The organism is Mucilaginibacter sp. BGA-UO-ETr-C110 (genome assembly GCF_059567985.1).
On sequence record NZ_JCAQPB010000002.1, the window covers coordinates 5,038,686 to 5,051,890 of the forward strand.

A 13,205-nucleotide genomic window follows, 5' to 3' on the forward strand; every position below is an offset into this window, starting at 1 on the left:
TTTTGTTTCTGAATCTTGATTTTTGGACTTTGCGACTATGGGATATTGTGATAATAGGACTTTAAGATTTTTATCTTGTAGTCTCAAAATCCCATAGTCCAAAAATCATAGTTCTACCAATCTTATTTGATCAGGTGTTTCAGTTGGATAATTTCTTTCTCGTCCAGGAAACGCCATTTGCCGCGGGGCAGGTCTTTCTTGGTGAGGTTGGCATATACCACCCTGTCAAGCTTTACTACCTCGTAACCCAGGCTTTCAAAAATACGGCGTACCACACGGTTTTTACCACTGTGTATCTGTATACCTACTTCTCTTTTTGTGCCACCGGCTACGTATGATACCGCGTCGGGTTTTATCAAGCCGTCTTCCAGTTCAACACCAAAGCCAATTTTGTTCAAATCGCCCTGGGTTAAAGCTTTGCTCAGCTCTACCTGGTACAACTTGCTGATATTACTGCGCGGGTGCGACAGCTTGTCGGCCAGGTCACCATCATTAGTCATTAATAATAGCCCGGTAGTATTCCTGTCTAAACGACCGATAGGATAAATGCGTTCTTTGGTTGCTTTTTCAACCAGGTGCATTACCGTACGGCGTTCCTGCGGATCTTCGGTAGTAGTGATATAGTCTTTTGGTTTATTCAATAGTACATAAACCATTTTTTCGCGGCGAAGGGTTTCGCCGTTATATTTGATATCGTCTTTCTGTGGGTTAACCTTGGCGCCCAGCTCATCAACCACTACACCGTTAACAGAAACCACACCGGCAATAATGAGTTCATCGGCCTTACGGCGTGAGCAGATACCGGCATTTGAAATATAACGGTTCAGGCGGATAAGGCCATCGTCTTTTGCTTTTGGTTCAGCGGGGTTTTTACGGCCGCGCATGGTTCTGGTAGGTGCATCCTGATCACGTGATGGTTTATCACGGTAAGGTTTGTCCTTAAACGAAGCGTCGTCGCGTTTTTTAAAGCCACCTTCGGTTGGTCTGTTACCAAACTTACGATCGCCACCCTCGGTTGGCTTGTTGCCAAACTTACGGTCGCCGCCTTCGCTAAAACTTCTTTTGGGTTTACCTTCGGCACCTGCAGATGAGCGGGTACGTGGGGATGAGTATGGTTTTTTGTCGCCAGCTGCGCTGCCGCCAAAGCTTCTTTTTGGTCTTTCGTCCTCACCGGATGATGGGCGGCCTGAATAAGGCTTCTTTTCGCCTGCTGAATTGGAACCGAAACTTCTTTTTGGTCTTTCTTCATCGCCACCGGTAGTTGGCCTGCCAGAGTATGGCTTGCTGCGTGGTGTAAATGATTTTTTATCGCCCGATGGACTATCACCTGTTGGACGTCCTGAATAAGGTTTTGATCTTCCGCCAGATGATGAAGCGCCATCCCTGAAATTGCTTTTGGGTTTGTCGTCGCTAAACCTGTTGCTTTGAAAAGGTTTTGGTTCTGGCTTGGTGAATTTTTTTTTCTCTCCGTTTGGAGTGGCTTTGCCTTTTGCGGTTGCAGGTCTTTTGGGTTTATCGTCGCTTCTGGAGCTCCGGCCTGTTGTTCTTTTTGGCTTGTCGTCGCGACTACCTGTTGGTCTCTTAAATACCATATTTTTTTGTTTTGCGCTTTCGCAGCGTGAGGGTCAAAGATACGCTTTTTTGGCAATTTTTAATCAAAAAAAGCAAAAAATTTAAGCGGTTCAAAAACCCGGTTTAAACAGTTTTAAAGCCAGTTTTTGAACCAAAAACCGCAACTAAAATCTTTAGCATTTTGCTAAGTATTTGATTATGTGCCTTGTATAACATACCTTTGCAACACATTTTAACCAAATGTATAGTTAATGATAAAGAAAGAAATGATCAAAAAACACTTATTTACGTGCTCCGTAATGCTAGTGCTGGTTCTCATTTCAAAGCTCAATATTTTCAGCACAACCATCAATGAAAAGGTTGCGAGCACTGGAGATATTAGCCATCGGAACTCGAAATTTATTTTTATAAAAAGCAATGCAAATGCATACAATTTTGCAAACGAAGCTTTACCTGTAAACGATGCGCGGGTGACACGGAAACTGAAGATATCGCTTAAACAGCATAACTTCAAAACCGTTCAGTCGACTATTCTGCATCGCAAAGCCGAAAAATGGTTCCCCGTTATTGAACCGCTTTTGAGGCTTTATGGTATCCCCGATGATTTTAAGTACATCCCGCTGGTGGAGTCGGGCCTTTGTGAAGGTACTTCGCCCAAGGGGGCACGTGGCTTATGGCAATTTATGCCGGGCACCGCGCGTACTTACGGACTTAAAGTGGGCCATGGGGTCGACGAGCGCCTCAATCTGCGCAGATCAACCATTGCAGCCTGCAAGTATATCAAAGAACTATACGGTGAATTTAATAGCTGGACACTGGCTGCAGCCGCTTACAACAACGGTTCAATTAAGCTGGAAAGGGCTATTAACAAACAGAATGAAGATAATTACTTCCGCATGAGCCTGAACCGCGAAACCGGTTCATATGTTTACAAGCTTATTGCCATGAAAGCAATTATCCAGCAACCCAAGAAGTACGGGTACAGCGATTATTTCGCCATGACCCCGCCTTCATCATTGCTGAATTTTAATTAATTGATCTTTAATTAATTAAAGAATACATTACGGAGCACCCCGAGGCCTGCTTTCCCAGATGGAAAGCAGGCCTTTTTTTGTTGGTAATTGGTAATTAGTGATTTAGTGAATGACTGAATTAGTGAATCTCTGCCGCGAGCTTTCAGCTCGTGGATAGCATGGTTTCAGCCAAATAGAAGCCGGGATCTTAATAAATAAGCTTCGGCTTCCCATCCTCACAGGCTACGCTTTTGGGTGGAAGAATCGCCATACAATCAGAACTTACGTTCCATTTTTTATTGAACGCATCCTGCTGTGCTGTATAAGATCGTACCTTTTGCAGAAAAACCGCTGTATCCAGTTTGATGGAATAGGCTACAAAACCGGTTGGTCCGCCGCAAGCCTTTGAACCTATGGCTGCAAATTTCCAGTCGCCGGCATTTTCACATTTAATTTGCTGGGCCATTTTTTGAATATCGGCATAAAGTGCCGTAAGTTTTTTTTCATCGTCGGGTCTCTGGCTTTCATGATTGTCTTTACACGAAGCCATAAAAAATAAGCCTATAACAGTACTCAACAACAGGATTTGCTTTTTCATAATTCTATGATAATGATTTATTTATAGTACGGGTCAAAAAGCAAAATGCTACAGAGATATTGAAAAATATCGGATAGTTGGCGGTTGGTGTTATCATCACTTTGTTCGGAAAATCATATTTCCATTAAAAAGTTTGTCATTTCGAACGAACAGCGATGGACAGCGTAAAGGGTGAGGAGAAATCTTCTGCGATTTGCTTAATGCAGAAGATTTCTCCTCGTTCCTCGTTCGAAATGACAACGGGTTTTATCTCTTCCAAACACCTATAGTGTTATCCCCTACAAACAAATCATAAATTAAAACTACCTTCACCAAATACCACTGCCCCAAACCCTCTGCTAAATCATAGCTAATTGCAAAAAATATTTGATGAACTCATTGATAGCTTTATTGATAATCATGTAGGCATAGCCGATCATTTTTTAAGCGCGGCGCTTGCCGCCGATCTGAAAGGAAACCTGCTTGCCCTGTACAACAAAAAGCTACTCCTGGCGGCTGGAACCGGCAACGATCAATTGGTGGCACACAACCTTTCCGTAAGGGGTGACAGCATTTACTGGCTCGACCGTAAACACAATGACCAGCACGAAAATGATTTTTTTAATTTGATGGATAGCTTTGTAAGTCATTTAAACAGTACCTGTTATACCGGCATAACAGGCTATGAATTTCACTATACCTTATATGATACCGGCACTTTCTACAAAAAACATTTGGATCAGTTCAGGAATAACGACGACAGAAAGTATTCCATGATCATCTATTTAAACCCCGATTGGCTACAGGCTGATGGGGGCGAGCTATGTATTCATCATGGCGATCAATTGCAGCATATATCTCCCGAAAACAGGAAAAGTGTTTTCTTTAAAAGCGGCGAACTGGAGCATGAGGTATTATGTACCAACAAGCCCAGGATGAGTATAACCGGCTGGTTGAAAGTGAATGCCATATAGTGCTGAAACGCGTGGGCCAGACAACTGGATTATGCAACTGATTATCCCTTTAGCATAAAGAGCATATACTGGGTAAACGCAAATATTATCCAAAAAGTACGGCGTAAAAAATATACTTTTAAAAGCCGCCGAAAGTAAAAAACCATAAATATATTTGGCTCATCATCACCATTTTAAAGCCTGTATTTATGATTCCCGAGACCAAAAAAACTGCTGTTGACCATGCTTTGCTGACAACTTTTGGCACTACCGAACTGGAAGAGATCAGTGAGCTCACCGCCGGACTATCATCGGCCCTCGTTTTCCGGATCGTAGTTGGCGGGAAGCCTTACCTGCTCCGCATCATTACCCGTACCGACGCCATGGCCGATCCTACCCTAGAGTATAACTGTATGGAAGCAGCTGCCGAAGCTGGCATAGCGCCCAAGGTTTGGTATACCCATGTGGAAGACCGAATTGCCATTATTGATTTTATAGAAGCCAAACCTTTCCCGATGGAGGAGGCTAAAACAAAACTGCCAGCTTTGCTTAAACGACTGCATTCGTTGCCGCCTTTCCCTTTCCGCATCAACTATCTGGATAAAATTGGAGAGTTCATTGAAAAATTCCGGGCCGATAAATTGATGCCTGATGATATAACAGCTGAACTATTCGACTTTTATGCCCGGGTAAAAAGCATCTACCCCCGTAATGCCGAAGATATGGTAGGCTGCCATAACGATCTTAAACCCGAAAACACCCTGTTTGACGGCGAGCGGGTTTGGCTCGTAGACTGGGAAGCCGCCTTTTTGAACGACCGCTACCTGGATCTGTCCATCATGGCCAATTTTCTGGTGAAGAACGAGGATGATGAAAAGATTTACCTGGAAGCTTATTTCGGCCAGGAAGCTACCGAATATCAACATGCCCGTTTTTTCCTGATGCGCCAGATCCTGCATCTGTTTTACTTTGTTGTTTTTACCATAGTTGGCAAAACACCTGACAAGGCTATCGACCCGGACATGCCGGTACCCGGCTTCAGGGAATTTCATGACCGCATCTGGACCGGCAAACTCAGTTTGGCCGATATGGATAACCGGCTGCAATATGCACAGGTTCACAGGGAACAGTTGCAGCATAATTTGGGTTTGAAGAGGCTGGATGAAGCGTTGCATATTATAGCGCATAATCATTAGCATCTAATGTCTTCGGTTGGCGTACGCTCTTCGATAAGCTATGAGTGACAAGCTTTTCTGACAATTTGCAAAAGCCGGTCATGCCGAACTTGTTTCGGCACCCCATCAGCAAAGTGTACAGCATGATGATCAGCTTGTCCTGTGGGATCCTGAAACAAGTTCAGGATGACAAAGCCATTGGCAGCGCTATCCGAAGCCTCTGACTTCGGATAGCGCGGTGGTTAACCCCATAAATATTAACCTTATGCTGACATGCTTAGCATAAAATCCACATCAATTTTCTGTATCTTTGCTTAATTTTTTAGCAATTTCTTTTAAACGCATTATCTTACATACGCTTTTAAAAGTAAACCCGTTTACCCGGGTTTAATAAATTTGGTACCAATTACATATATGAACGAAATAACCGTTGACCTGGGCGAACAAAGCGAAGTTGAAGTTTATGGCGCCAGGGTACATAATTTAAAAAATATTGATGTTTCTTTTCCGCGCAACAAGCTGGTGGTGATCACCGGTTTAAGTGGCAGCGGCAAATCGTCACTGGCTTTTGATACCATTTATGCAGAAGGACAGCGCCGTTATATGGAAACATTTTCGGCCTACTCGCGTCAGTTCATGGGCGGTATGGAGCGCCCCGATGTGGATAAGGTATCAGGCCTGAGCCCGGTTATTGCCATTGAGCAGAAAACCACCAGCAAAAACCCGCGCTCGACCGTGGGTACCATTACCGAGATCTATGATTTTATGCGCTTGCTTTTTGCCCGTACCGGCGAGGCTTACTCGTACACCACTGGTGAGAAGATGGAACGCATGAGCGAAGATCAGATCCTGAAAACCATTACGGAAAAATTCGACGGGCAGCCGGTAAACATCCTCGCTCCGGTGGTAAAAGCCCGTAAAGGTCATTACCGTGAGCTTTTTGAATCGATACGCAAGCAAGGCTACCTGAAAGTATGGATAGATGGCGCCATGGCCGATGTGGAACCCAAAATGCAGGTTGACCGTTACAAGATCCATGATATTGATATTGTGGTTGACCGTTTGGTGGTATCTGAAAAAGACAGCAAACGTTTATACACTTCGGTACAAACAGCCCTTAAAATTGCCAAAGGCATCATTCGCGTAGGCGATAAGGACAATAACGTTGCGTACTACAGCAAGTACCTGATGGACCCGGTATCGGGCATATCTTATGACGAGCCGCAACCCAATACTTTTTCCTTTAACTCGCCTTATGGCGCCTGCGAAAAATGTAACGGCCTGGGCTATATTTTTGAGGTTGATGAAGCTTCGGTTATTCCCAACCCCAAACTAAGCATCATGAATGGCGGGCTTGCCCCAATCGGCGAGTACCGCGAAACCTGGATCTTTCAGGTATTGAAATCGCTGGCCAAAAAATATGAGTTTTCACTGTCGACACCGATCGACAAACTGACACCCGAGCAAAAGGATATCATCCTGAACGGATCGCCGGATATGATCACCGTTGCCGTAGAATATAACAAATGGAACGTACAAAGCTACCAGATCACTTTTGATGGTATTGTACGTATGCTGGAAGAGCAGCAGGAACGCCGCGGCGACGAAGGCATGGACGATATGGAAAACTATCGCGTGCTGAAAACCTGTCCGGTTTGTGAAGGTGCAAGGTTAAAGAAAGAGTCGCTGCATTTTAAGGTCGACAATAAAAACATATTTGAGCTGGCTTGTATGGACATCCGTGCCCTGCAAGAGTGGTTCACCAACCTGGAAGACCGGCTTACCGAGCGCCAGAATGTGATAGCCAAAGAGATCCTGAAAGAGATCCGTGCCCGTATTGTATTCCTGCTGGATGTAGGTTTGAGTTATCTAACGCTTGATCGTACCGCCAAAACCCTTTCTGGTGGCGAGGCACAGCGGATCCGTTTGGCTACGCAGATAGGTTCACAGTTGATGAATGTCATGTACATCCTGGATGAGCCCAGCATCGGTTTGCACCAGCGCGATAACGAACGCCTCATCAACGCGCTCAAAAACCTGCGCGACCTGGGCAACACCGTTTTAGTGGTAGAGCATGATAAAGATATGATACTGGAAGCCGACCACGTGATTGATATGGGCCCGGCGGCAGGTGTGCATGGCGGACAGATAGTGGCCCAGGGAACCCCGGCGCAACTTATGGCCGAGCATACACTAACTACCAGCTATATCAATGGCGAGCGCTCCATTGCCATTCCAGAAAAACGCAGGGAAGGTAACGGCAAAACAATGAGCTTAAAAAAAGCGACTGGCCATAACTTGAAAAAAGTATCGGTTGATTTTCCATTGGGTAAGCTCATCGGTGTTACCGGAGTGTCTGGCAGTGGTAAATCAAGCTTAATTACCGAAACATTATATCCTATATTGAACCATCATTTTTTCAGGGCCAAGAAACAACCCTTGCCTTATGAAAAAATTGAGGGTCTGGAAAATATCGACAAGGTGATCGAGATCGATCAAACACCTATCGGTCGTACGCCGCGTTCCAACCCGGCTACCTATACCGGGGTGTTCTCCGATATCCGCAACCTATATGTGGCCCTGCCAGAGTCCCGCATCAGGGGATACAAACCCGGCCGCTTCTCGTTCAACGTAAAAGGCGGGCGTTGCGAAACTTGTCAGGGAGCCGGCATGAAAGTGATCGAGATGAACTTTTTGCCTGATGTACAAGTGCCTTGCGAAGAATGCGGCGGTCGCCGGTACAACCGCGAAACACTGGAAGTACGCTACCGTGGTAAATCCATCAGCGATGTACTGGACATGAGCATTGAAGATGCCACTCCATTTTTTGAGCATATCCCATCTATCTACCGCAAGGTTAAAACCTTGTATGATGTAGGTTTGGGGTATATCACCCTGGGTCAGGCATCAACCACCTTATCAGGTGGCGAGGCGCAACGTGTTAAACTGGCCACCGAGTTATCCAAAAAAGATACCGGCAATACTTTCTATATATTGGATGAACCAACCACAGGTTTGCACTTTGAAGATATCAATGTGTTGTTAGGTGTACTGTACCAACTGGTTGACAAAGGCAATACCGTGCTGGTGATCGAGCACAACCTGGATGTGATCAAAGTGGTCGACCACGTGATCGATCTTGGCCCCGAAGGCGGATCGGGCGGGGGTAATATCCTGTTCTCCGGCACACCAGAAGGACTATGCAAGGTTAAAAACAGCTTTACCGGCCAGTTTCTAAAAAAGGAAATGGGGATAAAATAAATATCCCATATGTCATTGCGAGCGAAGCGTGGACAACCGACCGTAGGGAGTTCATTAATACCTTAAAAACAATTAGCAACATTAATAATCTCATCATGAGTAGAGTGTACGTGAGGAGATTGCTTCGTCGTTCCTCCTCGCAATGACATAGTTTTTTATTTTTTTCTTTCCCCCTCAGCAGGTAAGCTTCGGACAAGTTTTAATTATTGATTTAGTGAATTATTGATTGAACGTTGCACTTTCCCCCGTCAGCAGATAAGCTTCGGGCGAAAGCGGGCAGAACAATGGTGGGCGGTGCGATCGCAGGGGCATAGCAAGTTTTTGCTGAAGTGTAGGATTGGCGCGAACGAAGTGGGGCAAAATAATTGCAGCCCTGGTTCTGTCCGATTTGCAGGGCAAAGGCCATGTGCGGCCCAGAAGCATTTCTGCTGAAAGCCCTTTGGTTACTTTGTGGCTACAAAGTAACTTGCCCTCCCGCGGCCAAGAGCGGGTCTACGCCATGCAAAACAATCCTGCACTATTCGCGATTGCTTCGTCGTTCCTCCTCGCAATGACATGGTGAGGATTAAGCCCTTCCGTTAAAAGGTGATTCACGCACAGTTTTCTTTATTTTCATTTTATTAGCTTTACTCATTAACTACTAACTGAAAATGAAAAAAACTTTTCTATACCTCTTTGCCGCGACCATATTGGCCGCCTGTAACCAACCCAAAACAACCAGCTCTTCCAAAACCGACAATCCGGAACTGGCCAAAGTATTTAACAATTACTTTGAAGAGTCATTAAAGCTGTATCCGCTTAATGCCACAAACATTGGCGATAACCGTTATAACGATCAGTTGCCCAATGATGGTTCCATTGAGTTTTTGACTAAAGCCGAGGCTTTTTACACCAATTACCTGGCCCAGGTAAAACACTTTAACCGCGAAGACTTGAGTGAGGCCGATCAGCTTTCTTATGATATTTTTGTCTACGAGACCCAGCTTGCGCTGGATGGCTTTAAACAGCATTTTGAATACATGCCTTTTAACCAGTTTTATGCCCTGCCGCTTACTATTGGTCAGTTAGGCTCGGGCTCTGGCGCGCAGCCATTTAAAACGGTTAAGGATTATAACGACTGGCTAAAACGCGTATCGGCGTTTTCGGTATGGGCCGATACTGCTATCAGCAATTTTAATAAAGGCATTAAAGCGGGCGTAGTTTTACCCAAAGCGCTGGTACTAAAAGCCATCCCCGAACTGCAAGACCTGGTAGTTACCGACCCTGCAAAAAGTTTATTTTACGGACCGATTACTAATCTGCCTAAAGGATTTTCTGACGCGGATAAAAAGCAGCTCACTGAGGCTTATAAAAAAGCCATCACCACTGTTATTTCGCCCACCTATAAAAAACTGGCCGATTATTTAAAAACGGAATATTTGCCGCATGCCCGCGCAACTTCGGGTTATTCGGCTTTGCCGGATGGTGCCGCAAAATATGCTTACCTGGTAAAACAACAAACCACTACCGACAAAACACCCGAAGAAATTTACCAAACCGGCCTGAAAGAGGTAAGCCGGATCCGTGGTATTATGGATAGCATCAAAACCAGCGTTGGTTTTAAAGGCGACCTGCAAGCGTTTTTTGAATACATGAAAACCGACCCTAAGTTCACCCCGTACAAAACCCCAAAAGAGGTTTTGGCCGCGTTTGAAAACATCCACAAACGCATGGAGCCCAACCTGAAAAAAATGTTTAACCACGTGCCTAAAACACCTTTCGAGATCAGGCAAACGGAAGCATTCAGGGCAGCATCGGCCAGTGCCGAATACAATCCCGGATCGGCAGATGGCAGTAGACCAGGTATATTTTACGTGCCTATACTAGATGCCACCAAGTTTAACGTTACCTCGGGCATGGAGTCATTATTCCTGCATGAAGCTATCCCGGGTCATCATTACCAGATCTCTTTAACGCAGGAAAACGCCTCACTACCCAAATTCCGCAGGTTTGATGGCAATGAAAATGCCTATGTAGAAGGATGGGCACTATACTGCGAATCCTTAGGTAAAGAATTAGGACTGTATACCGACCCTTATCAATATATGGGCGCGCTGGGCGATGAGATACACCGTGCCATCCGCTTAGTAGTTGATGTGGCCATACATACCAAAAACATGACCCGTGAGCAAGCCATTAAATATATGATGGATAACGAAGCCATCAGCGAGCAAGGTGCAACTGCCGAAATTGAGCGCTATATGGCCATACCGGGTCAAGCATTGGGCTATAAAATAGGGGCGCTTAAAATACGCGAGCTCCGTAATAAATATGAAAAACAGATGGGCAGCAAATTTAACCTCGCCGAATTCCATAACCAGGTACTGAAAGATGGCTCGATGCCGCTTGCCGTATTTGAAGCCAAAATGGACGCCTGGGCCGCAAAACAATAGATAAATTAGAGGCCGCCACAGCCTTGATGAAACAATTGCCACACGCGTCATTGCGAGCGTAGCGTGGCAATCCCCGATAGACAGATCGAATAAAAAGACGGCTCTGTATAGTTTGGGATTGCTTCGTACCTCGCAATGACGCCTTTTATATGACAGGCCTTTGTTTAAAGTTCATCTATACTTCATATTGCAACAATATTTTTGCATAAAACAATTTGGTTTTTTTTGACCTTTGTTGTATAAAATTGTTGCCTGCGTGAAACAAAGTCGTACAGATATCTTTAAAAAGCTGCAAGTGCTATTCATAGCTGCCTGTTATATTTTTATTGCCGTATCGCACATCTTTTTTTTACCACGTTTAACAGGGCCGGTTGCCGAAGCAGCCGTAAGTCATAATTCCATCTTTAAAAGGAAGACCGAAACTACAGTGGCCAGCCTTGCCCATATCAACTTTTTTCAGCGTACCGATAAGTTTGTCATGAATGATAAAAAATCGGCTATCGACCTGTTAAACATGGTGGTGGGCAGCTTTATACTGTTGTTGTTTGCACAGCGCCTCTGGAAACTCAATCCCCAGCGTTTACTTACTATTAATTGGTCAGTTACCGATTCACAATATTCCTATTTGTCCTTCTGCACTTTTAAAATTTGAGTTGATGCGGCCCGCTCAGGCCCTGAGCTTATGCTCCATCATGTATTCAAATTAGTTTATCTATCATTTACCGGTATTTACTATTGCTTCTTGCCTTAATGATCATGCTTTAAAAGCATTTTTCAAGCAGCTTAAGTATAGGCGCCGGTATAAGTTCATTTTCAGAAACTTATATGCAAAGTTTAAAAATAACCGTGTTTATTGCTGTGAGCCTGCTCATGGGGATAAATACCTATGCACAGCAAAACAATGATCCGGTGGTCAGCTTAAAAACGCTGCTCAACCGGGTTGATCAAAATGCCCCGACGCTGCTTACCGATTCCGCAGCTATCAAGATCCGCCGTACCCAGGCTGCCGAAACGCATAGCAACTGGCTGCCTAACCTGCGGCTTAACTATCAGGCTGATATCGGCACCAACAATAATGTGGCCGGCCCTTATTTTGGTTTCGGCATTATCCCCGCCGACTCTAAAGTACGCGCCGAAAGCAATAACTCCGCCGTATCGGCAACGGTGGGTGTAGCCGCGCTCGACTGGGAGATCTACAATTTTGGCTCCTATGGAGCCCAAAACAAAGTGGCCAATTCTGATATCCAGGTAGAGCAAAATCAATTTGCAAGTTCCCGGTATCAATTACGAGCGTATACCATCAGCAACTATTTGCAACTGCTGCGCCTGCATGACCTGCTGGCTATCCAGTCGCTCAACATAAAGCGCAATACCGAGATCCTGCACTCTATACAGTCGCTGGCTAAAAGTGGCGTGCGGGCAGGTGTTGATACCAGTATTTCGGAAGCAGAATTGTCAAAAGCCAGGTTAAATTATATTGAGCTGGTGAACCAGCAAAAGCAGGTTCAATTGCAGCTTTCGTCCGTTAGTGGTTTACCCTATCAATCCATCGTTCCGGATACTACAGCCGAAATGACGCTGATCAGCCAGTCGACCGTGGTACAATCCTTAAACACCGATACGGTTAACCATCCCCTGATCAACTATTACAAATCGGTATATCAAAACAGTTTACAGCGCGAGGCTATGGTGAAAAAAAGCTATAACCCCAAGATCATGCTGGAAGCCGCGGCCTGGAGTCGTGGATCAAGTATCGATGCTAACGACCATTTTAACAGCTTGTCGAGCGGCTTAGGTGTCGATCGCAGCAATTACCTGGTGGGCATTGGTGTATCTTATAATTTGTTTGATATCCGCCGTCGCCAGTTGAAGCTGCGGACTCAAAAGGCAACTACAGATTATAGCTCACAAAAACTGGCGGAGCAAAAGCAACTGCTATCCATCAGCGCCAACCAGGCTGATGTAGAACTGGAAACGGCCCGGCAGCGCCTGCAGGAAATTCCGCGGCAGTTAAAGGCCGCCAATGATGGTTATCGTCAAAAACTGTCGCTATATAAAAGCGGTCTAACCGATATTATTGAGCTTAATGCGGCCCTCAATATCCTTTACCGTGCTGAAACAGACCTGGCGCAGGCCAAATTCGCTTATTCCGGTGCATTGTTCCAGAAAGCCGTTACCGAAAACCAGGTCAATACCGTTTTAAACCTCTTAAAATAATTTAG

The 13,205-nt window shown here is 45.1% G+C and carries 10 protein-coding genes; 8 read left to right on the forward strand and 2 right to left on the reverse strand.

Annotated features, from left to right (window positions below; translation table 11 throughout):
* Nucleotides 1–122: 122 nt before the first annotated feature.
* Nucleotides 123–1,592, reverse strand: a complete 1,470-nt coding sequence (locus tag AC57BQ_RS21610; RefSeq protein ID WP_496408228.1) for a pseudouridine synthase — start codon at nucleotides 1,590–1,592, stop codon at nucleotides 123–125.
* Nucleotides 1,593–2,042: 450 nt separating this feature from the next.
* On the opposite strand from AC57BQ_RS21610, the gene AC57BQ_RS21615 reads away from it, so the two are divergent.
* Nucleotides 2,043–2,606 carry a lytic transglycosylase domain-containing protein gene (locus tag AC57BQ_RS21615; RefSeq protein ID WP_255366953.1) on the forward strand — a complete coding sequence of 188 codons (564 nt, stop codon included), beginning with the start codon at nucleotides 2,043–2,045 and terminating at the stop codon, nucleotides 2,604–2,606.
* A 187-nt stretch (nucleotides 2,607–2,793) separates the two neighbouring features.
* Here the strand turns inward: AC57BQ_RS21615 and AC57BQ_RS21620 are convergent, their stop codons facing one another.
* Nucleotides 2,794–3,183 carry a hypothetical protein gene (locus AC57BQ_RS21620; protein WP_496408229.1) on the reverse strand — a complete coding sequence of 130 codons (390 nt, stop codon included), beginning with the start codon at nucleotides 3,181–3,183 and terminating at the stop codon, nucleotides 2,794–2,796.
* Between the two features lie 353 nt (nucleotides 3,184–3,536).
* Here AC57BQ_RS21620 and AC57BQ_RS21625 point away from each other — a divergent pair, with 353 nt between their 5' ends.
* From AC57BQ_RS21625 to AC57BQ_RS21655, 7 genes are all read left to right on the forward strand, one after another.
* A complete protein-coding gene (locus tag AC57BQ_RS21625; RefSeq protein ID WP_496408230.1) occupies nucleotides 3,537–4,136 on the forward strand; it encodes a 2OG-Fe(II) oxygenase in 600 nt (199 codons plus the stop codon).
* Between the two features lie 188 nt (nucleotides 4,137–4,324).
* Nucleotides 4,325–5,311: a phosphotransferase gene (locus tag AC57BQ_RS21630; protein WP_496408231.1), complete on the forward strand. Its 987-nt coding sequence runs from the start codon at nucleotides 4,325–4,327 to the stop codon at nucleotides 5,309–5,311.
* An 80-nt stretch (nucleotides 5,312–5,391) separates the two neighbouring features.
* Complete coding sequence (locus AC57BQ_RS21635; RefSeq protein ID WP_496408232.1) at nucleotides 5,392–5,514, forward strand: hypothetical protein; 123 nt, start codon at nucleotides 5,392–5,394, stop codon at nucleotides 5,512–5,514.
* A 190-nt stretch (nucleotides 5,515–5,704) separates the two neighbouring features.
* Nucleotides 5,705–8,551 carry an excinuclease ABC subunit UvrA gene (gene uvrA, locus AC57BQ_RS21640; RefSeq protein ID WP_496408233.1) on the forward strand — a complete coding sequence of 949 codons (2,847 nt, stop codon included), beginning with the start codon at nucleotides 5,705–5,707 and terminating at the stop codon, nucleotides 8,549–8,551.
* A 650-nt stretch (nucleotides 8,552–9,201) separates the two neighbouring features.
* Nucleotides 9,202–10,983, forward strand: a complete 1,782-nt coding sequence (locus AC57BQ_RS21645; protein WP_496408234.1) for a DUF885 domain-containing protein — start codon at nucleotides 9,202–9,204, stop codon at nucleotides 10,981–10,983.
* Between the two features lie 256 nt (nucleotides 10,984–11,239).
* Entirely contained in the window at nucleotides 11,240–11,635 is a 396-nt protein-coding gene (locus tag AC57BQ_RS21650; protein WP_496408235.1) for a hypothetical protein, read from the forward strand.
* A 173-nt stretch (nucleotides 11,636–11,808) separates the two neighbouring features.
* Complete coding sequence (locus tag AC57BQ_RS21655; protein ID WP_496408236.1) at nucleotides 11,809–13,200, forward strand: TolC family protein; 1,392 nt, start codon at nucleotides 11,809–11,811, stop codon at nucleotides 13,198–13,200.
* Nucleotides 13,201–13,205: the final 5 nt, after the last annotated feature.